Origin of the sequence: Embleya sp. AB8 (assembly GCF_049739465.1) — a bacterium.
Taxonomy (GTDB): Bacteria; Actinomycetota; Actinomycetes; order Streptomycetales; family Streptomycetaceae; genus Embleya.
In genome coordinates, this window is sequence record NZ_JBMHHY010000005.1 from 53,425 (window position 1) to 77,987 (window position 24,563).

General features: G+C 71.6%; 20 protein-coding genes and 1 pseudogene. 9 read left to right on the plus strand and 12 right to left on the minus strand.

Annotated features, from left to right (window positions below; genetic code table 11):
- Positions 1-556: 556 nt before the first annotated feature.
- The 7 genes from ABIA38_RS08680 to ABIA38_RS08710 all read right to left on the minus strand — a co-directional run bounded on the left by ABIA38_RS08680 (position 557) and on the right by ABIA38_RS08710 (position 10,470).
- On the minus strand, positions 557-1,588 hold the full coding sequence (locus ABIA38_RS08680; protein ID WP_424637897.1) for a PI-PLC domain-containing protein: 1,032 nt from the start codon (positions 1,586-1,588) through the stop codon (positions 557-559).
- Positions 1,589-1,642: 54 nt separating this feature from the next.
- A complete protein-coding gene (locus ABIA38_RS08685) occupies positions 1,643-3,013 on the minus strand; it encodes a lanthionine synthetase C family protein (protein WP_424637898.1) in 1,371 nt (456 codons plus the stop codon).
- On the minus strand, positions 3,006-6,203 hold the full coding sequence (locus ABIA38_RS08690; protein ID WP_424637899.1) for a lantibiotic dehydratase: 3,198 nt from the start codon (positions 6,201-6,203) through the stop codon (positions 3,006-3,008). Before ABIA38_RS08690 ends, ABIA38_RS08685 begins: the two co-directional genes overlap by 8 nt.
- Positions 6,204-6,402: 199 nt before the next feature.
- A complete protein-coding gene (locus ABIA38_RS08695; protein ID WP_424637900.1) occupies positions 6,403-6,582 on the minus strand; it encodes a hypothetical protein in 180 nt (59 codons plus the stop codon).
- 402 nt (positions 6,583-6,984) lie between these two features.
- Positions 6,985-7,710, minus strand: coding sequence for a hypothetical protein (locus ABIA38_RS08700; RefSeq protein ID WP_424637901.1), 726 nt, complete (start codon positions 7,708-7,710; stop codon positions 6,985-6,987).
- Between the two features lie 31 nt (positions 7,711-7,741).
- Positions 7,742-8,989: a cytochrome P450 gene (locus ABIA38_RS08705; protein WP_424638168.1), complete on the minus strand. Its 1,248-nt coding sequence runs from the start codon at positions 8,987-8,989 to the stop codon at positions 7,742-7,744.
- A gap of 128 nt (positions 8,990-9,117) precedes the next feature.
- Entirely contained in the window at positions 9,118-10,470 is a 1,353-nt protein-coding gene (locus tag ABIA38_RS08710; RefSeq protein WP_424637902.1) for a glutamine synthetase family protein, read from the minus strand.
- A gap of 182 nt (positions 10,471-10,652) precedes the next feature.
- Here ABIA38_RS08710 and ABIA38_RS08715 point away from each other — a divergent pair, with 182 nt between their 5' ends.
- Complete coding sequence (locus ABIA38_RS08715) at positions 10,653-11,498, plus strand: acetoacetate decarboxylase family protein (RefSeq protein WP_424637903.1); 846 nt, start codon at positions 10,653-10,655, stop codon at positions 11,496-11,498.
- 95 nt (positions 11,499-11,593) lie between these two features.
- Here the strand turns inward: ABIA38_RS08715 and ABIA38_RS08720 are convergent, their stop codons facing one another.
- Complete coding sequence (locus tag ABIA38_RS08720) at positions 11,594-13,057, minus strand: APC family permease (RefSeq protein WP_424637904.1); 1,464 nt, start codon at positions 13,055-13,057, stop codon at positions 11,594-11,596.
- 179 nt (positions 13,058-13,236) lie between these two features.
- Here ABIA38_RS08720 and ABIA38_RS08725 point away from each other — a divergent pair, with 179 nt between their 5' ends.
- Positions 13,237-13,809 (plus strand): MarR family winged helix-turn-helix transcriptional regulator, encoded by a 573-nt coding sequence (locus tag ABIA38_RS08725; RefSeq protein ID WP_424637905.1) that lies wholly within the window; start codon positions 13,237-13,239, stop codon positions 13,807-13,809.
- A gap of 171 nt (positions 13,810-13,980) precedes the next feature.
- On the opposite strand, the gene ABIA38_RS08730 is transcribed toward ABIA38_RS08725, so the two are convergent.
- Together ABIA38_RS08730 and ABIA38_RS08735 are read right to left on the minus strand one after the other, a co-directional pair.
- Entirely contained in the window at positions 13,981-14,640 is a 660-nt protein-coding gene (locus ABIA38_RS08730; protein WP_424637906.1) for a response regulator, read from the minus strand.
- Positions 14,637-15,884, minus strand: coding sequence for a sensor histidine kinase (locus ABIA38_RS08735; protein ID WP_424637907.1), 1,248 nt, complete (start codon positions 15,882-15,884; stop codon positions 14,637-14,639). The genes ABIA38_RS08730 and ABIA38_RS08735 overlap by 4 nt, the downstream gene beginning before the upstream one ends.
- A 134-nt stretch (positions 15,885-16,018) precedes the next feature.
- Here ABIA38_RS08735 and ABIA38_RS08740 point away from each other — a divergent pair, with 134 nt between their 5' ends.
- The 3 genes from ABIA38_RS08740 to ABIA38_RS08750 all read left to right on the plus strand — a co-directional run bounded on the left by ABIA38_RS08740 (position 16,019) and on the right by ABIA38_RS08750 (position 18,259).
- Positions 16,019-16,975 carry an ATP-binding cassette domain-containing protein gene (locus tag ABIA38_RS08740; protein ID WP_424637908.1) on the plus strand — a complete coding sequence of 319 codons (957 nt, stop codon included), beginning with the start codon at positions 16,019-16,021 and terminating at the stop codon, positions 16,973-16,975.
- Positions 16,972-17,799, plus strand: coding sequence for an ABC transporter permease (locus ABIA38_RS08745; protein WP_424637909.1), 828 nt, complete (start codon positions 16,972-16,974; stop codon positions 17,797-17,799). Before ABIA38_RS08740 ends, ABIA38_RS08745 begins: the two co-directional genes overlap by 4 nt.
- 79 nt (positions 17,800-17,878) lie before the next feature.
- A complete protein-coding gene (locus tag ABIA38_RS08750) occupies positions 17,879-18,259 on the plus strand; it encodes a DUF4259 domain-containing protein (protein WP_424637910.1) in 381 nt (126 codons plus the stop codon).
- A 325-nt stretch (positions 18,260-18,584) separates the two neighbouring features.
- Here the strand turns inward: ABIA38_RS08750 and ABIA38_RS08755 are convergent, their stop codons facing one another.
- Positions 18,585-19,298, minus strand: a complete 714-nt coding sequence (locus ABIA38_RS08755; RefSeq protein WP_424638169.1) for a gamma-glutamyl-gamma-aminobutyrate hydrolase family protein — start codon at positions 19,296-19,298, stop codon at positions 18,585-18,587.
- 46 nt (positions 19,299-19,344) lie between these two features.
- Complete coding sequence (locus tag ABIA38_RS08760) at positions 19,345-20,826, minus strand: aldehyde dehydrogenase (RefSeq protein WP_424637911.1); 1,482 nt, start codon at positions 20,824-20,826, stop codon at positions 19,345-19,347.
- Positions 20,827-21,023: 197 nt separating this feature from the next.
- On the opposite strand from ABIA38_RS08760, the pseudogene ABIA38_RS08765 reads away from it, so the two are divergent.
- From ABIA38_RS08765 to ABIA38_RS08780, 4 genes and pseudogenes are all read left to right on the plus strand, one after another.
- Positions 21,024-22,481 (plus strand): annotated as a pseudogene (locus ABIA38_RS08765) (aldehyde dehydrogenase); the annotation flags it as partial.
- 5 nt (positions 22,482-22,486) lie between these two features.
- Positions 22,487-23,425, plus strand: coding sequence for a catechol 1,2-dioxygenase (locus ABIA38_RS08770; protein ID WP_424637912.1), 939 nt, complete (start codon positions 22,487-22,489; stop codon positions 23,423-23,425).
- A 2-nt stretch (positions 23,426-23,427) separates the two neighbouring features.
- Positions 23,428-24,273, plus strand: a complete 846-nt coding sequence (locus ABIA38_RS08775) for a fumarylacetoacetate hydrolase family protein (protein ID WP_424638170.1) — start codon at positions 23,428-23,430, stop codon at positions 24,271-24,273.
- A gap of 98 nt (positions 24,274-24,371) precedes the next feature.
- Positions 24,372-24,560 carry a ferredoxin gene (locus ABIA38_RS08780; RefSeq protein ID WP_424637913.1) on the plus strand — a complete coding sequence of 63 codons (189 nt, stop codon included), beginning with the start codon at positions 24,372-24,374 and terminating at the stop codon, positions 24,558-24,560.
- Positions 24,561-24,563 lie beyond the last annotated feature (3 nt).

Genomic DNA, 24,563 nt, shown 5'->3' on the forward strand with positions numbered 1-24,563 from the left:
CGGGCCGTCGCATCGACGGGCGGCCTGCTGGTCCTCAAGCGCCGGACGGGCCGGCGTCGGCTGGGTTTGTGGCGCGGGTGGGCTTGGGTGGGCCGGCGCGGCCGGGTGTCCTCAAGCGCCGGACGGGCTGGAGTTGGCTGGGTTTGTGGTGCGGCGTGCTTGGGTGGGCCGGGGCGCAGGCGGCCTGCGGCCCGCTTGTCCTCAAACGCCGGACGGGCTGGGGTTGGTTGGGTTCGTGGCGCGCCGTGCTTTGGGCGGGCCGCGCGTAAGCGGCCTGCGGCCGGGTGTCCTCAAACGCCGGACGGGCTGGAGTTGGCTGGGTTTGTGGTGCGGCGTGCTTGGGTGGGCCGGGGCGCAAGCGGCTCGCGGGCTGCTTGGACGGGCTGGAGTTGGCTGGGTTCGTGGCTCGGCGCGCTTGGGTGGGTCGGCGCGCAAGCGGCTCGCGGCCGGGTGTCCTCAAGCGCCGGACGGGCTGGGGTTGGTTGGCTTTGTGGCGCGGGCGTGCTTGGGCGTCTGGCGTGCCCCTGAGCGCGCCGCCCGTCCGGCCGCGCCGCTGTCAGCCTCCGTTGAGTTCGGCGACCGTCGATGCCGGGGTGTGGCCGCTGCCATCCGATTGGCGGTGGAAGTCGACCGCGACGAAGTTCGGTGCGTGCCCCGCCGCCGGTGTGCACTGCTGGGTGATGCGATTTCGCAGCTTGGATCCGTTGTCGAGGGCCGCCGTACCCACCGTCGGTACGTTGCGGAAGTGGCTCATCACGAACAAGCGCCGAAAGCCCGGTTCCGCGCGGTCCAACGGCACGTCGGACCACCGACTGGTGCAGGCGAGGTCGTTGCCCAGGTCGCCCAGGCTCCAGTAGTTCTGTACGGTCCACGTTTTGTCGTACATGACACCCAGGCTCTCCTTGTCGGCCCGGTCGGAGAACAGCAGCAGTCGTTTGTTCGCGGTGACCAGGTCCGCCACCCGGGGCCAGCCGTGGTCGCGCACCCCGGCGGTGTCCGGCCGAAACAGCAGGTCCGGCAGGCCGCGTACCCGATCCAGCGACGGGCGCAGCTGGTCGGTGTCGACGTAGTCCTCCAGGAACACCGTCACCACCTCCAGCGGATTTGCGGCCAGGAAGTCCACCACGGTCTGCATCGCCGCGGTGAAGCTCTGCCGGGGCAGCGCGTAGGTCACGCCCGCGAACGTCTTGCAGTCGCCGTGACACAGGTAGACGTCGCTCGGGTAGCAGTCGCTGCCGAAACTGATCACGCACAGCGCGGTGCTGTGCTCGTACCAGTGCGTGTCGAGCATCAGGCCGCGGACGCCCCGGTCCAACTGGCCGCGGATCGACTCGGCCTGGTTGACCGAGGACCAGCGCGAATCCTCGTAGTTGGTGAACGAGTTGTGCGTGGTCAGCGAAGTGACCTGATCCAGGCGGGCGTTGCCCCAGCGTTGAGTGGCCGCGGCGGCGCCGGGGGACCGGGGGGTGGACGACGCGGCGAAGGCGCTCGGCGAGACGAGTGCGGCCAGGACGGCGAGTACCAGGGGAAGCAGGAATCGGCGGCGGGATCCGGGCCGGGCGCGGGGAATGCCGCTGGAGGGGTCCATGGCAGGGGAACGTACCCGGGACCGCGCGCTTTTTGACCCCCCGCGACCCGGGAATCAGACCACGAGCAGTACCTGGTCCCAGCCCGCCCTCGCTCCGCCCTCGGCGTAGGCGTCCAGGGCCAGGGCCACGCCGGCCGCGCCCTCCAGGAAGGCGGGTACGTCCGTGTCCTGCGGCACGTCGGTCATCGTCGCCCGGAAGCCGAAGCGATACTCGTCCCGATACTGGTCCAGGACCAGCGCGGCCAACTCGTCGCGCAACGCGGGCAGTCGGGGGTCGGCGACGTGTTCCCCGAGCAGGCCGAGCAGATGCAGGAGCCCGCCCGAGCCGTGGCACAGGGCCGGATTGTCGATGCCCCACCGCGCGATCGGTGTGCCGAGCAGGTCGGTCAGCGAACGGCGGGTCAGCTCGTGCCAGTCCGGCCGGTCCAGGGCGAGGGCGGCCAGCTGGATCGCGCGGGAGACCCCGGGAGCGCCGTAACACCAGGACGGACGTGGTGACTTGATGGTCGGGTCGGGTCCGGCCGCCCACTGGTCCAGGGTACGGAACCCGGGCCACCACAGCGCGTCGCCGTCGGTCACGGCGCACTCGGTGAGCAGGGCAACGAGTTGTTCGATCGCCGCCTGCTGGCCGGGGACCCGCACGCCCGCGCGCCAGGCCAGAGACAGCAGCGCGAGTGGCCCCGCCACGCCGTGCGAAAGGCCCAGGTTGAGGTGGCCGTCCGGCATCTCCGCCTCCAGGCCGAGCTGGGGAGCAGCCAGGGTCCACCAACGCGGCACCTTGTGACCGCGATGGGTGATCTCTCCGTCGGCCAATCCGACCAGGTACGACAGCACCATCTCGGTCTCGGCCAGGCCCGCCGCGCCGGCGGTGTGCCGGGCCAGCAGGTAGCGGCCGATGCCACTGAGCCCGCGTACGACCTCGAACTCGCCGTTGGTGGTCAGCGGCCCGTCGCGGTCCGGCCGCGGCAGTGCGGCGCGGACCACCCTGCGCTGATGTTCGTCCATTCGGGCCAGGGCGGACCCGTACCCGCCGGTGGCGTTGTGCGCGACCAGCGTGGCGAAGGCGACCGAGCCCGGCCCGAAGAACATGCCGTTGGTCTCGAGAGGTTCCCCAGCCAGCGCCGCCATCGCCCGGACCAGGTGGGCATGCGCGCGGGAGACATGCTCGGCCCCCGTGTGCGGGGTGCTACCGCTGAACGCCAGCGAGACGCCCGGAAAGCCGCTGGAGAGCGACAGGTCGGTCCACAGCGGTAGCGCGTCGCCAGTCACGGACTCGTTGCCCAGGACGGCGGTATCGCGCGCCACGGCCGCCGGATCGGCCAGCCGGTCCAGCACGCGCGCCACGGTCGCCCGGGCCCGGTTCGCGTACCGGGGTTCGGTCCCCGTGTGGTCCGTGGTCGGGAGGTGGTCGGTCCGCTCAGTCATCGCGCTGCTCCCGTTCCTCGCCCGCCGTTCCGCTCACGGTGGGCACCGTGTCCGCCGTGTTCCGCACACCCGCCGGGTTCACCACGTCCTGCGCGTTCGCCGCGGTCCGCTCTCGTGCCGGGTCGCGGGCGCTCACCGGACCGGTCCGGAGCCGCGACGAGGCGTGCGCCAACCGTCCGAGGTGGTCGCTTGCGATGCCGCGCAGGATCGTGTAGCCGCGAGCCTCGCCTGCCCGGTCGATGCCGAGCAGGCGGTTGTGCTGCATGTGCAACAGGCCGAGTATCGCGTTCTCGTGCGCCGTGTCCGCCGGTCGGCGGGCCTCGTCGGACAGCACGATCGCGCCGTACGCGTGCGCCGCCGCCGGCCGGGTCCACAGTTCGGCCAGGGCTGGTACGCCCAGCCTGTCCCGGACCGCCGCCGCCGTGTGGCCGGGCCGGATCAACTCCCGGGCCAGGGCCCGGTGTCGGCGGAACGCGGTCTGCTGCGGATCCTTGACGAACGCGTCCTCGACCCACGAACACCAGTCCCAGTCGCCCAGACTCTCCAGGAGCAGTGCGTGGTTTACCGCGATCAGCACCTCGTCCGGGACGGCCAGTGCCCCCCGGGCGCGCAGGCCCAGTTGGATCACCGCCGATCTGCTGTCCAGGGTGAACAGGCGCTCCGCGGCGGCCAACGCGGCAGGCCCGGCGTAGCGCTCGGTCTCCGGTTCGTACGTGTCGAGCACCAGCGCGCGGATCGCCCCAGCGTCGCGCATCGCCCGGGCGTGCCTGGCCAGTTCGGGCAGCACCCGCTCGCGCAGTGGCCCCGGTTCGCCGTGCAGGCGGATCCGCAGGTGCGGGTCGGGGTCGACATAGCGGATGAAGAACCAGTCGTCGAGATGCTCGCCGATGTCGGCGAGCAACGCGGGCAGTCGGACCCGGAGCAGCTCGTCGTGGGTGTCGGGGGTTGCGTACAGCTTGGCGAACAGCCAGTCCTCACCGGGCAGTCGGTAGTCGGCGACGGCCGGCTCGGCGACCCGGACCGGTGCCGGCGCGGTCGCGGACACGGGCGTGCTGCCGACCCGCTGCGCTGCCCGCCGGATCAGTGGGACCACCACCTCGGTGCCGTGTCCGTCGGCCCAGCCGAAGCCGCGACCGTCCTCGGTCAGGTCCTCGAAGAGGGCGAGTCGATCCGTGCGTACCTCGTGCCGCAGCAGGGTGCGGTGCCAGGGCGCGGTCAGGTCGAGGCCGTACACGCGGTCCCCGCGCGCCACCTGGATCCGACCCGGGACACCGTAGCGTTCGCGCCATTCGCACAGCGCGCGGTCGAACTCGCGCGGCTCGTCGGCGGCGGCGCGCATCGCATGGTTCGGCGTCCAGCGCCGGGGCGCGACCACGACCCGGCCGAAGGTCACCCGCGGCAGCAGCGGCAGTGTCTCGAGGCCGGCCCAGTGCCAACCGGTCCAGGTCCGCGATCGGCCGAAGACGATGTCCACCATCAACCGGACCACCTTGGGCGCCTCGCGATCGAGGGCCAGCATGTGCGGCACCACGGGGATGACCCGCTGCCCGGTCCCGGGCAGGGTCAGCCTCAGGCCGGTCTCGTCCACCCTCACGCGCAACTCGCGCCAGTCCAGGCAGTGCGGTTCGCGACGGTCGGCGTAGATCCCGACGGGGATCTCGTAGGGCAACAGTCGGGGTACCTGGATCATGTTCAGCGCGCGGGCGGCGAAGGGCCGGAAAGTGACCTGGGCGGCTACCGCGTCGGCATCCACCGCGGTGGCCACCAGATCGGCCAACTGCTCTGTCCTGTCGGTGAGTTCGGTGAATCTGCCGGCTATCGCGCCGGCCACCCACGAACCCGAGTGCGGGGTGCCGACCAGGCGGAACCGGCCTTGATCCAGGGCATCGACATCGTCGGCGAGGAGTTGGAAACACAACTCCAGTGTGTTCGGCGGCGCGGCGGGCAGATCGGCGTCGGGTTGGCCGGTGTCGGCCAGTCGGTCGATCAGCTCCGGGGTGAGCCGCAGTTCGCGGTCCTCGCGCAGGAGCGCCTCCTGGACCAGTTCGCCGGTCAGCACTCGTCGGCCGCGGCCGGGCCGGTAGCCGGTGAACTGCTCGCTGTCGTCGAGGGGTTCGCCGTAGCCGGCCGGATAGCCCAGGCCCCGGTGCGGGTCGACGAGTTCGGCCAGTGGCACGGACCGGGTGGTGCCGTACCGCTCGATGAAGCGGTTCCGGTAGTCGCGCAGGTGCGCGTGGGTGATCCACGCGTCCGACAGCCGCCACATCGCGTCGGCGTAGGCGCTCGCCTCCTCGCCCACGGCCGGCGGCAGGATGAGGTCGGCGTCCATCCGCAGATCCACCTGGACCGGTGGATGGGGCGCGTCCCCGCGCGGATCGACCAGGGCCATCAACCGACGCCAGGAATCGGCTCCTGCGCCGGGCCGGGCCTTCTCATACTCGCGTACGGCGGCCCGGGTGGCGCGGAAGTCGCGTGCCTCGTCCGGGAGTTCTTCGATCGCGGCGTCGATCCGATCGAACAGCGCGTCGTCCAGGCGCTGCGGGGTGATCGAGCTGAGCAGGAAGCCGTGCCGGAGCAGTTGCGCCATCGAGGCATCGAGCCGGTCGCGGCCGACGCCGGGGAAGGCCGCGTCGGCGCCGTCGAGCACGCTCTGGTACGGGACGGGGTGGGTCGTGGTCGCGCACACGTGCGCGACCAGTGCGTTGAGCCGGACCGAGGTCTCCCGCTCGGGGCCGGCCAGAATCAACCGGCCGTCTCGGACCCGGCACAGGTCGTTGAGTACCACGTCGACCCGGCGGCGGACCTCGGGGGCGGCGAGCCAGGCCCGGACCCGCTCGTGCAGGCGACCCGCGTCGAGCCGGACGGCCTTGGCGCCGGGGCCGCGTACGCTCGTCCGAGCGACCGGTCCCAGGCGGGCCGCGGCGACACCTGCGAACAGGCCGAACGGGGTGGGCCGGCCGCTCATCCGCAGCGCGTAGCGGGTCATCGAAAGGGCGGTGCCGGTCAGCCGCTTCGGGCCCGGGTCGACGCCCGTGTCGAGCCGGTCCAAAGCGCCGGACAGGCTGCCGCTGGCCACCCCGACGGCCTCGCGCAGCAGCGGGTCGGCGATGAGCCGCCGTAGGCCCGCAGGGGTGTTCGCGTCGGCTGTGTCCGCGACCGGGCCCTTCCCGGTGTGCGGCACGGTGGTCATCCGCACGAAGATCGGGCCGGCCGGCGTGTATTCGTCGTCTCGTGCGTCGGTTCGCCCCTCGTGCCAACCGACGTCGTGTCCAGGATTCCGCTTGGAGTCTCGCACCGTGTCCCGTACCGATCCCATGCCCGGATGACCGGCTCGCGCCGGGAGTCGACAGCCGGGGGCGGGCAGACCCGCCCGCCCCCGGACCTACGGATCAGCAGCACATGCCGCAGCGGGACTGCACACTCCTGGTCAGGTTGGGCGACGTGGTCGGGCAGCGGCCCGAGCCGAAGTTGGTGGCTTCGATTTCGCCGTCGGTGATGCGGACGTCGAGGTCCAGGTCGGCGAAGTCGCGCGTCTCGGTGGTTTCTTCGAGCAGAATCTTGTCGTTCATGACAACTCCCGCGATATCGGTCGTCGGAATTTGGTGGGTCCGGCGATTCGATGAGACCTGTTTGATCTCGGGGAGGACGCTAAGCCGGCCGTAGCCGGCCGAACAAGAACGATTATCGGCCATTCGGGCCGGCTGGAAATCGTCCTGTGGAATGCACGATCAGGCTCCTACCCTGCATGGATGCCGAGCGGGTGCGGGCTTGCTCGGCATGCTGACGAGGAGGTTGCCTGCACCGGGCAACGAATGACGGTGAATTTCGATTAACCGAACTCGTTGGCATCTTCTGCTCGGAGGACATTCCACGCGGCAATTTCTTCGCCGTGCTCGGCGGCGCGCCGCGCGCGGAATTCACCGAAACGAACCGCCATTTCGAAAAAGGCTTATGCGCAGCCCGTATCGTCGTCACCCGCCGAGCCTGGGCGGGTCCATCGGCGCGCCGTCGCCCACCGGCGGCAGATCCCCGCGCCGGACGGGCGCGGTGGGGGTGGCCGGTTCGGCTGATCCGCTCGGCTCGGTCGTTCCTGCCGATCCGGCCGATTCGGCCGACCCACTCGGCCGGGTCGGGCCGGGCGGTCCATCCCGCTCCGGCGGGGGTAGCACCGCGGGCAATTCCGCGTCGTTCGCCGGGCGCGCGGCCAGTGCCGCCGCGCGGAGTGTGGCTCGGTCGACCTCGGCCGGCGCGGCCCAGAGGTGCAGCACGAGGCCGGCCACCGCGCGGGTGTAGGTGTGTTCGGTCGGCGTGGCGCGATACCACGCGTCGCCGTCGGCCGAGCAGCTCTCGCGCGGCGGCGTCGGCGGCGGCGTGGCCGGGCAGGCCGCCGCGCCCTGGGCGTCCACGGCCAGATGGATCTGCCGACCCGTCGTCGACACGTACGTCGCCTGGAAGCCGGCGTCGCCGTACACCGCGACCGACTGCCGGGCGAGTTCGAACCCGGGCACGTCGGTGACGTACACCATCCCGGGCGTGGTGCCGAGCAGTGCCGCACGTTCGATCATCGCCGGATCGAGGCTCGGCGCACTGGTACCGGTCCCCGTTGCCCCCGCCCGGTGGCCGTCGGTGCTCCCGCATCCGGCCAGGAGCAGCACCGCGACCAGCCCGAACCCGCCGACCACCGCACGAGAGTCCATGCGGCGCACCCTACCCATCGGCCGGCCGGGCTCAGGCCGGGGTGACCGTCACCGGCAGTTCCTTGATGCCGTTGACGAAGTTGGAGCGCACCCGGCGGACCTCGCCGGCCAGGCGGATGTCGGCGATGCGGGGCAGCAGTTCCTCGAACATGATTCGCATCTCGAGCCGGGCCAGCGCGTTGCCCAGGCAGAAGTGTGGGCCGCCCTTGCCGAAGGTGACGTGGTCGACGCCCTTGCGGGTGACGTCGAAGTCGTACGGGTTCGCGAACACCGCCTCGTCGCGGTTGCCGGAGGCGAACCACAACACCACCTTGTCGCCCTCACGAATGCGCTTGCCGCCCAGTTCGGCGTCCCGGGTCGCGGTGCGGCGGAAGTGGTAGACGGGGGAGGCCCAGCGCAGGAACTCCTCGACCGCGTCCGGCATCAGTGCGAGGTTGTCGCGGAGCAGCGCCAACTGCTCCGGGTTGCGCAGGAGTGCCAGCATCGAGTGCGAGATGGCATGCCGGGTGGTCTCGTTGCCCGCCACGACCAGGAGCAGGAAATAGTTGTCGAAGTCGTGTTGCGACAGCGGAACACCGTCCGACGGGGTCCGGTTGATCAACCGGCTGACCAGGTCGGTGCCCTCGCCGCCGCGTCGCTTGGCGGCCAACTCGCGCCCGTAGGCGAAGACTTCGAGCGACGCGGGGCTGCGGAAGGGCAGGTCGCGGTAGCGCTCGCTCGCCGCGCTCTCCAGGAGTACGTCCGCGTAGTCCGGGTCGGTGTTGCCGATGATCCGGTTGCCCCAGTCGATCAGCTTCTCGGTGTCCTCGCCGGGCACGTCCAGCATCTTGGCCAGTACGTTGATCGGGAAGTCGGCGGAGACCTCGTGGACGAAGTCGAAGGTGCCCTTGGCCAGCGCGTTGTCCAGGGTGTGTGCGGTCAGCCCGCGCAGGAAGGTGCCGTAGTCGGCGATCGCGCGCGGCGTGAACTGCTTCTGCAGCAGCCGGCGCAGTGCGGTGTGGCGCAGGCCGTCGGTCTCCAGGAGCGAACGCCGGATGGCGATCTGCGAGTCGTCGACCTCCTCCAGGTTGGTGAACCGGCCGGAGGTGAAGGTCTGCGGGTCGCGGTCGACGGCGACGATGTCGGCGTGCCTGGTCAGCGCCCAGAAGCCGCTGTTCGGGGCGGGCTCGGGCTGCCAGTGCACCGGGTCCTCGCGGCGCAGCGTGTGGAACATCCGCCAGGGGGTTTCGCCGTCCAGGAAACGGTCGTTGTCGGCGAGGTCGATCTCCGCCAGCGGCATCGGCTCGGGGACGGCGGAGGCGGTGGTGGGGGTGCGCACGGAAACTCCTCGCGGGTGGATCGGCGGGGGTGACGAGACTCGACGTTGCCTCGGCGTTGCTTCGGCGTTGTCTCGGACTTGCCTCGGAGTCAGAGGTGGTAGGCGTACTCGGTGAACTCCCAGTCGGTGACGTGTCGGTGGAAGCGGGCCACCTCGTCGCGCTTGTAGGTGACGAACGTGTCGGTGAACTCGGCGCCGAGCAGTTCGGTGAGCGCCTTGTCGGCCTCGAACGCGTCCAGCGCCTCGCTCAGCGTCGCGGGCAGGATCGGCGCCTTGGTGCTGTCGTACCCGTAGCCCTCCAGCGGCGCGGGCGGCGCGGCCCGGTCGCGCAGGCCCAGGCGGACGGCGGCGAGCAGACCGGCGACGGCCAGGTACGGGTTGGCGCTCGCATCGCCCAGGCGGATCTCCAGGCGCGCGCCGGCGCCGCGCTCGGGTGGGATCCGGACCAGCGCGCTGCGGTTGTCCAGGCCCCAGTCGATCAGCCACGGCGCGAGGGTGTCCGGGCCGAATCGTTTGTACGAGTTGATCGTCGGGTTCAGCAGCGCGGCCAGCGCGGGGGCGTGCGCCAGGATGCCGGCGATCGCGTGGTGTGCGGCGGCGGACAGCCCGTACGGGCCGGCCGGGTCGTCGAACGAGTTGGTGCCGTCGGCGTCCACGCAGCTCAGATGCAGATGGAAGCCCGAACCGCCCTCGTCCGCGAAGGGTTTGGCCATGAAGGTGGCCAATCGCCCCTCCAGGCGCGCCAGTTCCTTGATCGACGCCTTGAAGCGGAAGGCCCGGTCGGCGGCGTCGAGCGCGTCCGAGTGGTCGAGGTTGATCTCGAACTGGCCGGAACAGTACTCATGGTTGCCGGTGGTGGCGCCGATGCCCAGTTTGCCGAGGGTGCGCAGGGTGCGCAGCAGGTGCCCGTCCGGGTCGCCGCGCCGGCCGGCCACATAGACATTGCCCGGCGCGTCGCCGTAGCGCCGCCAGCCGCCGGCCGGATCCGGCTCGCACAGGAAGTATTCCAACTCGGGCCCGATCACCGGGCGAAGGCCGCTCTCCTGGGCGAGCCCGGCCAGCACGCCGCGCAGCAGGGCGCGCGGCGCCTCGCCGGCCGGGCGCCCGGTGGCCGGGTCGATCGTCTCGCCCAGACACCACGCGACGCCGGGTTCCCAGGGGATGTCGACCAGGGTGTCCAGGTCGGGGTAGACGCAGATGTCCGGGAGGCCCGCGTCCATCCCGCCGGCCACCGCGACCGTCTCGCCCCTGGGGGTGGTGTGGAAGACCGCGCGGCAGAAGGCCAGTCCGTGTGCGCATACCGAGGGCAGGTGGTCCACCAGTACGTCGCGCCCGCGATCGGTGCCGATCAGGTCCGGGTAGGCCACCCGGACCACGTCGACACCGCGGGCCTTCAGCTCGGCGACGACCTCGTGGGCCCGGGCCACTGCGGATGGATTCACCGGATTCTCCTCGCACCGAACGCACGGTCAATTCGTTTGAGCCCAAACCATATGGACGTCGCACGTGTCGCACAAGGGTTTGGGGCAAGGCTTTGCGTGCGTGACAACTCGCCGAGGGAGGCATATCGTACGGACCCAAACGATCCATCAGGGTTCGCAGAGGGTTCGCAGAGGGAGGCGCCATGACCGGCGTACGCGGTGTGCACGGTTTCTTCCACCCCAAGACCGGCACCGGCCGGTCGTCGATGATCCCCGCGCCCCCGTGGCACTACTCGGGCGACCTGCTGACCATCGAGTACCGCACCGACCCGGCGCGCGTGGCCGAACTGCTGCCGCCGCAGCTCGCGCTCGCCGACGAGGACCCGGGCGCGGTCGCGCTGATCTGGGCGGACTGGCAGTCCTGCGCGGCCGGGCGGGCCGAACTGCTCGATCCGGTACGGGCGCAGTACAAGGAGTGCTTCGCGGTGGTGCGCTGCCAGTACGCCGGGGTGACCTACTCGCGCTGCGTACACATCTGGGTGGACAAGGACTTCGCCATCGCGCGCGGGCTGCACCAGGGTTATCCGAAGAAGCTCGGCTCGATCCACCAGACCCGCCCGCACCCGTACGGCCCGGCGCCGCGCATCGAGGCGGGCGCGAGGTTCGGCGCCACGCTCGCCGCCGGCGACCGGCGGTTGGCCGAGGCGGTGGTGACGTTGCGCGAACCGGCGCCGAGCAACGGCTTCGTCAACGGCCACCCGATGGCGCACCACCGCTGGTTGCCGTCGATCGAACCGGGTGGCGGGTTGGCCCTGGACGAACTGGTGGTCGCCGGTGCGGAGTCCGCCGAGGGCGGGCAGGCGTGGGTCGGCGATGCCGAGCTGACCCTGTTCGAGGCGCCGACCGAGGAACTGGCCCGGCTGGAGGTGGACGAGCCGATCGGGGCGTACTACCGCCAGGTCGGCGTGGTGTGGAACGGCGGGACGTTGCTGGCGAGCGGCGAGTCGGGCGTGGGTACGGGCGCCGGTACGGGCGCGGGCGCGGTGTAGCGCGGGTCGTGCCGACGACGAATGGCCCCAACACCTCGCGGTGCTGGGGCCATTCGTCATTCGTCATTCGTCATTCGCTATTCGTGCCTATCGGGTCAGCCTTGCCCGCGGCCGATGCCCGCGTAGATCTGCGGCCGGGCCGTCCGCAGGTACAGCGCGAACAGCGCGCCGACCACACCCGCGCCCAGGACCAGTGCGGGCAACACCCAGCGCAGCGCCGAGCCCGAGTCGACGCCCAGCAGTACGCCGAAGTTGTCCAGTGCGGCGACGAAGACCACCGCGAGCAGCACTGCCGCCACGGCCGGCGCCGACAACCGGCTCCACGCGCTCTCCCCGTCGGCGCCCTGCCGGGCGAAGAATGCGATCACCGCCAGCGAGGTCAGCACCAGGAGCAACATCACGCCGAGGGCGCCGAGGTTGGTGAACCAGTTGAACAGCGTCGCCATCGGGTCACGATCGAGCGCGGCGAAGACGATCACCACCGCCGCGGCCAGCACGGTCTGGGTGGCCGAGCCGAGGTGCGGCGAGTCGGTGCGGGGGTGGGTGCGGCCCAGCGGGGTGGGCAGGACACCCTCGCGGCCGAGGGCGAAGAAGTAGCGGGCGACCGCGTTGTGGAAGGACAGGAGCGCGGCGAACAGGCTGGTGATCAGGAAGACCTGGGCCACGTCCGCGAAACCGGAGCCGATCTGTTCGCCGCCGAGTACGAAGATCAGGTTCGGTCCGTGCTCGCCGGCCGCCGCGACCGCCTGGTCCGTGCCCGCGCCACTCATCAGCGCCCAAGCGGTGATCGCGTACAACACGCCGATCACGCCGACCGAGATGTAGGTCGAGCGGGCCACGGTGCGTTTGGGGTCGCGACACTCCTCGCCGTAGATGGCGGCCGACTCGAAGCCGGTGAAGGAGGCCATCACGAAGCAGAACGCCGCGCCCGTCGAGCCCGAGGTCAGCGCGTCCCAGGTGAACGGGTGCAGCGACACGCCGTCGGGCGCCTGGCTGAACGCGCCGACGTCGAAGACCAGGACGGTGACCGTCTCGGCGATCAGCAGTGCGGCCAACACCCGCGCGTTGAGGTCGATCCGCAGGTAGCCGAGGGTGCCCACGAGCACGATGCCGATCAGCACCACCACCCACCAGGACACCTGCAGCCCGAACTTGGCGTCCAGGAAGTCGGCGGTGGTGAAGCCGAACAGGCCGTAGATGCCGATCTGCATGGCGTTGTACGAGATCAGCGCGACGAACGCGGCACCGAGACCGGCGACTCGGCCCAGGCCCCGGGCGACGTAGGCGTAGAACGCGCCCGCACCGGTGATGCGCCGGCTCATCGCGGCGTAGCCGACGCTGAAGATCGCCAGCAGCGCGGCCAGGACCAGGTAGACCGCGGGGATCCCGGAGGTCTCGGTGACCGCGAGGCTCTGCGGGATGCCGCCCGCGGCGACGGTGAGTGGGGCCGAGGCCGCCACCACGAAGAAGACGATGTGCGCGACGCCGAGCGAACCACGCGCGGGGGCGGGCTGGTCGGGGTCGGTGGTGCTGGTCGTCGACGCTTGTCTGATTGCCATGCCCGGCGCCTCCGAGGGGCGGGAACCCATTCGTTTGGGCCCGTACGATCTGCGAGTGTCGCCGATCGTACGGATGCAAACAGGTCCCCACAAGGGCTAGATTTCGGGATGCAGAAGGCGTATCGAGCCACCGCTCGGGCGCGTTCGAGGAAGTGTGTTCGACGAGGAAGGCGGAGCACGTGGTCGGCAAGCGGTCCATCACCGAAACGGAGAAGGCCGTCCAGGCACGTCTGGGCGACATCCCGCTGCGGCGCGAGCAGATGGCCGCGGTGTCGAACATCTATCGCGCCGCCGCCGCGGTGCGCCAGCACCTGGAGAACTCGGTGCTGCGCGACGCGGAACTGACCTGGACGGCGTTCACCGTGTTGTGGGAGGTGTGGATCTGGGGCGAGAGCGAGACCCGGCATGTCGCCGAGGAGGCGGGCATCTCCAAGGGCACGCTCACCGGCGTGGCCCGCACGCTGGAAACGCGCGGCCTGCTCGCGCGCGCGGCGCACGCCGGCGACGGCCGGCTGGTCCTGCTCTCGCTCACCCCGGCCGGCGAGGAGCTGATGGCCCGGGTCTTCCCGGCCTTCAACGCCGAGGAAGCCTTCGTCACCGACGACCTGACCCCCGCCGAATGCCGCACACTGGCCGACAGCCTGCGCCGCATCGTCGCGCGCCTGGAGGCCAAGGGCGACGAACGCCGCCAGGACCTGCTGGGCGGCGACGCACCGAAGCCCAGGCGCGGGGGGCGTCGGGCGAAGGGGTAGGCGGGTTGGGCCGGTTCGGTGGCCGGGGTATGGACGGGGCGGTGACGGGCGGCGGTCCGGGCGGGTGCGGGGGTAGGCGGGGGAGCGGTGTCGGCCCTGGCCGGGAGCGTGCCGGCGCGGTCGTAGGCGCGTATCGTCGCCCGGTTGCCGTCGTTGCCCGGTCGGTGGGGGTCAACCCGACGGGGTGACCAGGCCCGCCTCGTAGGCGGCGATGACGAGTTGGATGCGGTCGCGGGCGGCCAGCTTGGTCAGCAGGCGGGCCACGTGGGTCTTGGCGGTGGCCGGGCCGATGAACAGTTCGGCGGCGATCTCCTGGTTGGACAGGCCGCGGCCGACCAGGGTGAGTACTTCTCGCTCGCGGGCGGTGATGCCGGTCAGGGGGCGTCGGGTAGGCCGTACGGCCGGTTCGCGGCCGGCGAATTCGGCGATCAGGCGGCGGGTGACGCTCGGTGCGATCAGCGCGTCCCCGGCGGCGACCACCCGGATCGCGGCGATGATGTCCACCAGCGCCATGTCCTTGACCAGGAACCCACTGGCCCCCGCGCGCAGTGCGCCGTAGACGTTGTCGTCGTCGTCGAACGTGGTCAGCACCACGACCCTGGTCGTCGTCGAGTCGGCGGTGATCAGCCGGGTCGCCTCGATGCCGTCCATGCCGGGCATCCGGATGTCCATCACCACGACGTCGGGGCGCAGTCGGGCCACCAGTTCGACCGCTTGCGCCCCCGTGCCGGCCTCGCCGACCACGGTCAGGTCCGGGAGTTCGGCGACGACCATGGTCAGCCCGGCGCGGATCAGTTCCTGGTCGTCGGCGAGCACGATGCGGGTGCTCATGCGGGCAGCCTCGCCGCGACCCGGAAGCCGCCCTCGGGCCGCGCCCCGGCGCTGAACCGGCCGTGTACCAGGGCCACCCGCTCGCGCATCCCGGAGATGCCCAGACCGCCGCCGCCCCCGCCGCCCGGTGCCACGGCCCGCGCCGGGTCCGCCGTCCCGTCGTCGACCACCTCGATGGCCAACTCCGCGTCCAGGTACTCGACGGACACCCGACACCGCCGAGTGCCGGAGTGGCGCAGCGCGTTGGTGACCGCCTCCTGGATGATCCGGAACGCGGCCAGGTCGACCTCGGGCGGCAGCGGGCGGCGCGCTCCCCGCCAGACCACCTCGACCCGCATCCCCGCGTCCGCGGTATTCGCGGCCAACCGGTCCACACCCTCCAGGCCCACGCCCGGCACCTCCCGACCGGACTCCGACCCGCCGTCGCCGTCGGCGTCGCTGTCCGCCCGGCGCAGCGACACCAGCATCCGGCGCAACTCCGCCAACGTCTCGCGGCTGGTGGCCTCGATCGTGTCGATCGCCTTGCGCGCGCCGGCCGGCCGGGTGTCCAGGACCAGACTCGCGGCTCCGGCCTGGATCGCGATCACGCCGATACTGTGCGCGACCATGTCGTGCAGCTCGCGGGCGATCCGCAGCCGTTCGGCCAACACCGCCCGGGCCGCCGCCGCCGCGTGCAGATCGGCCCGGTACTCGCGCCGGCGCCGGATCGCGTCGCCGATCAGCCAGCCGATCCCGACCACCGCGCCGGCGGCGGCCAGTTGCGAGAGCACGTCGCCGACCCCGTCGTTGCCCTGATCCACGGTCAGCGAGCGACCCACGAACACGCCCGCCCACACGCCCGGTACGAGCACGGCGGCGGCGACGCCGACCCGACGCGGGCCGGTGGCCGCGAGGTGCCCGATCAGCACGGCGATGGCCGGGAACAGCGGCCAGGCCCGGTCCCGCAGCAGCAATACCACGATCGACTCGGCCAGGAGCACCCCGAGGACCGGCACCGGCCACCGGCGGACCGGCCCGACCGGCAGCGCCAACAGCACCGCCGTCGCCGCACCCGCCCACATGGTGACGTGGGCGAAGGGCTCAGGCACCAGGTACAGGAACACGTGCAGCGCCGACCACAACACGGCCGTACACCCGCCGATCGTGTACCGACCGGCCCGCGTGGCGGCGAGCGCGGACCAGCGGAGCGGCAGCGGCGTACGCGAGTTGCGCGATGGCGGGGGAGACCAGCTTCCTTGGAGCACCGGCCGATCGTAGCCGGCACCTGTCGGGCCGGACGTCAGCCTGCGGGCGTACCCCCGGGCGGCTACCCCGAGCGCCCACCGGATCCGCCCGGGTCCGGACGCGCGGGGGTGTCGGTCCGGGACACCGTTGCCGGGTGATCGAAATCAACGAACTCACCAAGCGCTACGGCCGCGACGCGCCGGCCGTGGACCGACTGACCTGCACCGTGCGACCGGGCCGGGTGACCGGCTTTTTGGGCCCCAACGGTGCGGGCAAGACGACCACGCTGCGCCTGCTCCTGGGTCTGAACAAGCCCACCGGCGGCAGCGCGACCATCGACGGCCGGCCGTTTCGGGCGGCCGGCGCCGGGTTGCGGCACGTGGGCGCGCTCCTTGACGCGAACGACGTACACAAGGGCCGTACGGCGTACGCGCACCTGGCGGCCCTGGCCCGAAGCAACGGGCTGCCGCGCGGCCGGGTTCGGGAGGTATTGGCGACGGTCGGCCTGGGGTCGGCGGCTGGGCGGCGGATCGGCGGATTCTCGCTGGGGATGCGGCAGCGGCTCGGAATCGCGGGCGCGTTGCTCGGTGACCCGCCGGTGCTGCTGTTCGACGAGCCGGTCAACGGCCTGGATCCGGAGGGTATCCGGTGGGCGCGCGAGCTGTTCCGGGAGCTGGCGGGGGAGGGCCGCACGGTGTTGGTGTCCAGCCATCTGATGAGCGAGATGCAGAAGACCGCCGACCACCTCGTGGTGATCGGCGCCGGACGGCTGATCGCGGACGAGCCGCTCGCCGACTTCGCGGCCCGCGCCGGGACCGGCACGATCACCGTGCGCACTCCCGAACCGGCGTTGTTCGCCCGGTTGTTGGCGGACGCGGGCGGATCGGCGACGGTCGGCGGCGACCCGGACGCGCTCACCGTGACCGGTCTGACCACCGCGCGGGTCAACGAACTGGCCTTCACGCACCGGGTCCTGGTCCACGAGGTCACCGCCCACGGCGGCGGGCTGGAGGAGGCGTTCATGCAACTCACGGCCGACAGCGCGCAGTTCCGCGCCCCGGCAACCGCGAACGCGAACGCCAACGCGAACGCGAAGGAGACGAGCCGATGAGCACCATTACCGTTTCGTCCCCCGCCCGATGGCGGGACCTGATCGCCGCCGAATGGATCAAGTTCCGCACGCTCCGCTCGACCCCGGTGATCCTGCTGCTCCTGATCCTGCTCGCCGGTTACGTCGCCTACCGCTCGGCCCGGGGCGCCCACGCCTCCTGGCCCGGCTACGACGCCGGTTTCCGGGAGGCGTTCGACCTGGGCCACGAGATCTGTTACCCACCTGCCTATCTCCTGCTGATGACCATCGCCGGCGTCGTCGGCGCGCAGACCGTGGTCGGGGAACATGCGAGCGGGCTGATCCGTACGACGCTGATCGCCGTACCCGCGCGCGGCCGAGTGATGGTCGCCAAGGCCGTGGTGGTGTCCGGTGTCCTGGCCGTGGTCGGCCTGATCACGGGGGTGTGCTGCGTGGGGCTGACCCTGGCGATCTACGGGGACCGGATCACCGCGTACTCATGGGACACCCCCGGCGTCCCCCGGCTGATCGGAGCCGCGATGCTCACGTTCGCCGTGTCCGGCCTGATCGGTCTGGCCGTCGGCGCGCTCGTGCGCAACGGGCCGGCCACCGTATTCGCCCTCATGGTCACCTTCCTGGTCGTGCCGCTCGCGCTGTCGGACCAAAAGTTCCTGCACGTCGGCGAGTTCACCGCGCGGCTGAGCGACAACCTGCCATTCCCCGCGTGGGTGCAGCTGAGCCATCTCGGCTCCGGCCGCATCGTCGGCCACCACGCCTCCACCACGCAGTCCTGGATCACCCTCCCCGCCTGGGGCCTCGCCTCGGTGGTGATCGCCGTACTGGCCGTGCGCGAGCGCGACGTCTGACACCCGTGTCGGACCGATCTGCTTCGCTCGGCGCGAACCGCGCGCGTGAGTGCGTGCGCGCCGAGACCAAGGAGACTCCGTGGGCACCTGGGGCAGTGGCAACTTCGAGAGCGATACCGCCGCCGAGCACCTGACCGAGATCATCGACCGCCTGGTCGGCGAGGTGGCCGAGGCAATGGCGGGCGACCCCGTCGGGCTGGAACCGGACGACTACTGGGGCGTGGCCGTCCCCTGCAACCTGGAACTGGTGGCTGCCCTCACCGAGTCCGGCTACGTCGCCGACCGCCTCCCGTCGGCCGAGGTGATCGAAGGCTGGAAGGAAACCTTCATGGCCATCTGGGAGCGCACCATCGACGGCCTGGCCCCCAAGGAGACCTACAAGGCCGAACGCCGAGCCACCCTGATCCACACCTTCGACCGCCTGACCCAGGCCCGAACCCGGGCCGGCGTGTCCGACTAGTGCCATGCCCGGCGCCGTGACGGGGTGAACGTTGCCGGGCGCGGCACTAGCCACCGCCGCGAGCCCGTGGAGTATCCGGCCAGGCAAGCGATCTGGACGATCAGAACCGGTGGTGCGTCGGCCGTCACGTACGGCTCGTCGGGTACGTACTCCCAGGCCCAGGTCACCCGGTGGCCTCGCGGGCCTCGGTGAGGACCGCGAGGATCTCGTTGCAGGCGGCGCGTCAGTTCGGGTCGTCGCGTTCCAGGCTCTGAAGGGCCTGCTCGGCCGCGTGACGGCGGGCGAGGAGATCGGGACGGCGTTCGACCTCCACCTCGCCCGCACGTCAACCGGCCCGGGCGACCCGGGTGTTTCGGTTGGCCGCCTCGATCAGGGTGTCGAACAGGGACTGTTGGGTCGAGTCGGTGGTGGCCGTGTCTTCGGGGTGCCATTGGATGGCCACCCACCAGCCGGGGGCTGCGATCGGTTCGACGGCTTCGATGGTGCCGTCGGCTGCCGTGCCGGTGATGCGTAGGCCGGGGGCCAGGTGGTCGATGGCCTGGTGGTGGTAGCAGGAGACCTGTAGGTGTTCCGTGCCGGCGGCTCGGGCGGTGGTGGAGTCGGGGGTCAGGGTCACCGGGTGGACCAGGTGGCGGTGGTGGGTCGGCATGTTCTGGGTGAGGGTGCCGCCGAGCAGGACGTTGAGGACCTGGAGGCCGCGGCAGACGGCCAGGGTGGGGAGGCCGGTGGTCAGGGCGTAGTCGGCGGCGGCCAGGTCGAAGGCGTCCTGGGCGGCGTCCACGTCGTACACCTCGCCATGCACGGTCTCCGCGCCGTAGCTCCCCGGCGCCAAGTCGCCGCCGCCGGGCAGCAGTAGGCCGTCGGCCCGGGCCAACCGGGCCGCCGCGCCCGCCGGTTCGGCCGGGTGCATCATGAACGGCTCGCCGCCCGCCGCGTACACCGCCTCGGCCAGCGCCCGTGCGGTCACCTCGGCGCCGTAGCGCAGCGCGGACGTACTGGCGGCGAAGCGGCACGGCAGCGCGATCAGGGGTCGGGTCAGGGGCACAGTGTTCTCCGGGGGGTTCGGGCGCGCGCGGCGGGCCGGTTCAGAGTCGGATCCAGGTGGTCTTGAGGTCGGTGTACTTGTCGAGGGCGTGCAGCGACTTGTCCCGGCCGTGGCCGGATTGTTTGACGCCGCCGAAGGGGACGTTCAGGCCGCCCTCCTCGTAGCAGTTCACCCATACCGTGCCGGCCCGGACGGCGCGGGAGATGCGGTGTGCGGCGGACAGGTCGGTGGTCCATACGCCCGCCGCCAAGCCGTATTCGGTGGCGTTGGCCAGCTGCACCGCCTCGTCCTCGGTGTCGAAGGTCAGTACGGCAAGGACCGGGCCGAACACCTCCTCGCGGGCGAGCGGCATGTCCGGGGTGACCCGGTCGAACACGGTCGGCTCCAGGAAGTGGCCCGGCCGGTCCAGGCGCGCCCCGCCGGTGCGCAACCGGGCGCCGGCCGCGTGCGCTCGGGCGATGTGGTCCTCGACCCGGGCCAGGTGCGCCGCGCCGACCAGAGCGCCCATCGTGGTGTCCGGGTCCAGGGGGTCGCCGATCCGCAGCGCCCGGGCCCGTTCGACCACGGCGGCCACCAGTTCGTCCGCGATCGAGGTGTGTACGAGCAGTCGGGACGGCGCGGTGCACATCTCGCCCTGGTTGAAGAAGATGCCCCACGCGGCGCTGGCCGCCGCAGCCGACAGATCGGCGTCGGGGAGCACGATGTGGGGTGATTTCCCGCCGAGTTCGAGCCAGACCCGCTTGAGGTTGGAGTCGGCGGCATAGCGCAGGAAGTGCCGGCCGACGGCGGTGGAGCCGGTGAAGGCCAGTACGTCGACGTCCGGGTGCAGGCCCAACGCCCGCCCGGCGGCGGGACCTTCGCCCGCGACCACGTTGAACGCCCCCGGCGGCAGCCCGGCCTCGGTGGCCAGCCGGCCCAGGCGCAACGCGGACAGCGGCGACTGCTCGGCGGGTTTGAGTACGACCGTGCAGCCGGCCGCGAGCGCCGGGGCGACCTTCCACGCGGCCATGGTGAGCGGGAAGTTCCACGGGACGACCGCGGCGACCACGCCCACCGGTTCGCGGGTGACCAGGGCGAGTGCGTCGGCGGGCGTCTGTGGCACCTCGTCGATCAGCTTGTCGGCCATCTCGCCGTACCAGCGGAACGTGGCTGCTACCGCCCGCAGTTCGATGTCGTACGCCTCGGTGATCGGCTTGCCCATCTCCAGCGCGATGGTCAGCGCCAGTTCCTCGCGGTGCGCCTCGATCGTGTCGGCGAACCGGAGCAGCGCCCGGCCGCGTTCGGCGGGCGCGAGTCGGGGCCACGGTCCGGTGTCGAAGGCCCGACGCGCGGCGGCCACCGCGACATCCACCTCCTCCTGCCCGGCCCGCGGCGCCTGGGCCAGCACCGTGCCGTCGCGCGGGGCGATTACGGGGAACGTCTCGCCGGATCCCGGGTGGTCCGCGCCGTCGATGTGATGGACCGTCACCGGGCGCAGTCGGGCCGCCCGTTCGAGCCAGTCCTGGTGGGTGAGCCGCGCCATGATGCCCGCTTTCGTCGCCGGATTGTCGGGTGCCTCGCCGGGTGGATCGGGCCGCGGCGGGCGGGCCGAGGGTGCGCACCCGACGGTGTTGTTTGGGCTCAAACGATACAGTGGAACGGCTCGCCGTGCCGAGGGCTTGACCGGTTCGATCGCGGCTCGGTAAATTGTTTGGGGTCAAACGACTTGGAGGGTTATCCATGACCGAGGTCACCGTTGCCGGCGTCCCCGTCGACACCCGGCACTGGATCGGTGGCGAGCGCGTCGGGTCCTCGGACACCTTCACCGACGTCTCGCCCATCGACGGCGCCGTGCTCGGCGAGATCGCCCGGGCCGGCCGGGCCGAGGCCGAGGCCGCCGTCGCCGCCGCGCGACAGGCGTTCCCCGGCTGGGCCGCCACCCCACCCGCCGAGCGGGCCCGGCTGCTGCACGCCATCGCCGACGGCGTCGAGGCCCGACTCGCCGACCTGGCGATCGTCGAGACCACCGACAACGGCGCACTGCTTCGCTCGCACCTGCGCGGGGTGATGCCGCGCGTTGCGCACAACTTCCGCTTCTTCGCCGACTGGCTGACCGATCGACTGGGCCACGACGACTTCGACACCCGTGGCCACACCAACGAGGTCTCCTGGGAGCCCGCCGGGCCGTGTGTGTTGATCACCCCGTGGAACGCGCCGCTGATGCTGGCCACCTGGAAGGTGGCGCCCGCGCTCGCGGCCGGCAATACCGTCGTGCTCAAGCCCGCCGAGTGGACCCCGCTGACCGCATCGCTCCTCGCCGACATCACCGCCGAGGCGGGACTCCCGGCCGGCGTGTTCAATGTCGTCCAGGGCTACGGCGCCGAGGTCGGCGCGGCGCTGACCGCCCACCCCGACGTGCGCCGGATCAGCTTCACCGGATCCGTACCCACCGCCCGGCACATCGGCGCCGCCGCCGCCGCCAACCTGACCCCGGTCAGCCTCGAACTGGGCGGCAAATCACCGCTGTTGGTCTTCGCCGACGCCGACCTGGAGCTGGCCGTCGAGCTGGCCGTCGAACAGTACGACAACGCCGGCCAGGTCTGCCTGGCCGGCACCCGACTGCTCGTCGACGCCTCCATCGCCGCCGAGTTCACCACCCGCTTCCTGGCCAGGGCGCGCACCCTGATCCAGGGCGACCCGCGCGAGCAGGCCACGGACCTGGGCCCCAACATCCACCCCGACCACGTCGAACGTGTCGACGGCTTCGTGCGTCGCGCCCTCGCCGACGGCGCCAAGGCGCTGCTCGGCGGCGAACGCAACACCGACCTCGGCGGCCTGTACTACCGGCCCACGCTGCTCACCGACGTCGCCCAGGACAGCGAGATCGTCCGGGAGGAGGTATTCGGCCCGGTGCTCACCCTCCAGACCTTCGGCACCGAGGCCGAGGCGATCGCACTCGCCAACGACAGCCGATTCGGGCTCGCCGCAACGCTGGTGACGGGCGATCAAGAACGCGCCCGACGGGTCGGCGAACAACTCGTGGCCGGCACCCTGTGGGTCAACTGCTTCTTCGTCCGCGACCTGCGCGCCCCGTTCGGCGGCGCCCGCCACTCCGGCATCGGCCGCGAGGGCGGCACCTGGAGCTTCGACTTCTACTGCGACGTCAAGAACACCGTGACGGCACCGAACGGATGGCGCTGACCATGGGAGAGATCGTCGGCGCCGGCATCCTGGCCCACTCGCCCACCATCATGCTGCCGCGCGAGACCCGGTACGAACTCAACGAGGGCCGGGAGATCAGCCTGGTCCCGGCCCTGGCCGAGCTGCGCACCGAGGTGTTCGAACGGCTCGACTACGACACCGTCGTGGTCTTCGACTCGCACTGGGCGACCACCGTCGAATTCGTGATCGCCGCCCAGGCGCACCGGGCCGGCCTGTACACCTCCGAGGAACTCCCGCGCGGCATGCGGCAGATCCCCTACGCCTTCCCCGGCGACCCGGAACTCGCGCACGCCACCGCCGGGTTCGCCGCCGAACACGGCACCTGGATCACCCCGATCGAGGACCCGTTCCTGCCCATCCACTACGCCACGGTCAACCTGTGGCACCACCTCGGCGTGCCCGGCAAACGCTGGATGGGCATCGGCTGCTGCCAGACCGCGGACGTCGAGGACAACCTGCGGCTCGGCCGCGCCCTTGCCGACGGCATCGCCGCCACCGATCGTCGGGTGCTCCTGATCGCCTCCGGGGCGTTCTCGCACACCTTCTGGAACCTGCGCGAACTACGCGCGCACGAGGCGTCCGACCCGGTCAACGTACGCACCCCGCAGGCCCGCGCGGCGGACGAACAGCGAATCGCCTGGCTGGAACGCGGGGACCACGCGAGCGTGCTCGCCGGCATGCCCGACTTCATGCGGTACAAGCCCGAGGCGCGCTTCGGGCACTACCTGATGATGCTCGGCGCGCTCGGCGAGGACCGCTGCACCGCGCCCGGCCGACTGGTCGGCGACTACGAGAACGCCACCGGCACCGGTCAGGCACACGTGTGGTTCGACCGGCCCGCCGGTGGCTGGACCGCACCCGCGCCGAGCCCGCACACCCCGGCCGGCCAAGACCCCACCACACGAGGAACCGCCGTATGAGCATTGCCGAATACCGCCGCATCCTGCTGGCCGGCGCGGTCGTCGAGGTCGTCCGCGACGGGGACGAACTGATCGCCGCCGACGGCCGCCGGATCAAGACCGCCGAGGCACGGCACCTGCCGCCGGTCGAACCCGGCAAGATCATCGCGGTACATCTCAACCACCGCAGCCGGGTCGAGGAGTTCGGCACCTCGCTGCCGCCCGCGCCGACCTACTTCCACAAGCCGACCTCGGCGCTGAACTCCCACGGCGGCGCGGTCGTGCGCCCGGCCGGGTGCAAATACCTCAACTACGAGGGCGAGATCGCCATCGTGATCGGCCGCACCTGCCGCAATATCGCCCCCGCCGACGCGGGCGCGTACATCCGCGGCTACACCGTCGCCAACGACTACGGCCTGCACGACTTCCGGGACACCGATGCCGGTTCGATGTTGCGGGTCAAGGGCTCCGACACGCTGTGCCCGCTCGGCCCGGGCCTGGTCGAGGGCTGGGACTTCCGCGGCAAGGCGCTGCGCACCTACGTCAACGGCGCGGTGGTACAGGAGGGTTCGACCGACGAGATGGAGTGGGACATGCACTACCTCGTCGCCGACATCGCCCGCACCATCACGCTGAACCCCGGCGACGTACTGCTGTCCGGCACACCCGCCGGGTCGCGTCCGGTCGAGCCGGGCGACGTCGTCGAGGTCGAGGCGGAGGGGCTCGGCCGGCTGGTCAACCACATCGTCACCGGCCCGACCCCGATCCGCGACGACTGCGGCGCGCAGCCCACCGAGTCCGAGGAGGTGCGCTCCACGGCGCTCGGCGGCGACTGGGAGCTGCGGGGCATCCGGGCCCCGCGGCGCTGACGTCCGGCCCCGCGCACCTCCCGTTTTCCCGGGTGCCCGACCTCCCGCCTGCCCGACCTCCCGTCTTCCCGAACTCCCGATCAGAAAGGACCCGCACCGTGAAGGTCGTCGTCGACATGGACCGCTGCCAGGACCACGGGCAGTGTGTGTTCTCCGCACCCGAGGTCTTCCGGATCAACCCCGCCGGCCGGCTGGAATTCGTCGACGACCCGGACGACGCGCTGCGCGACGCCGTCGAGGAGGCCGCCGACGTATGCCCGCTCCAGGCCATCACGATCGAGGACTGAGCG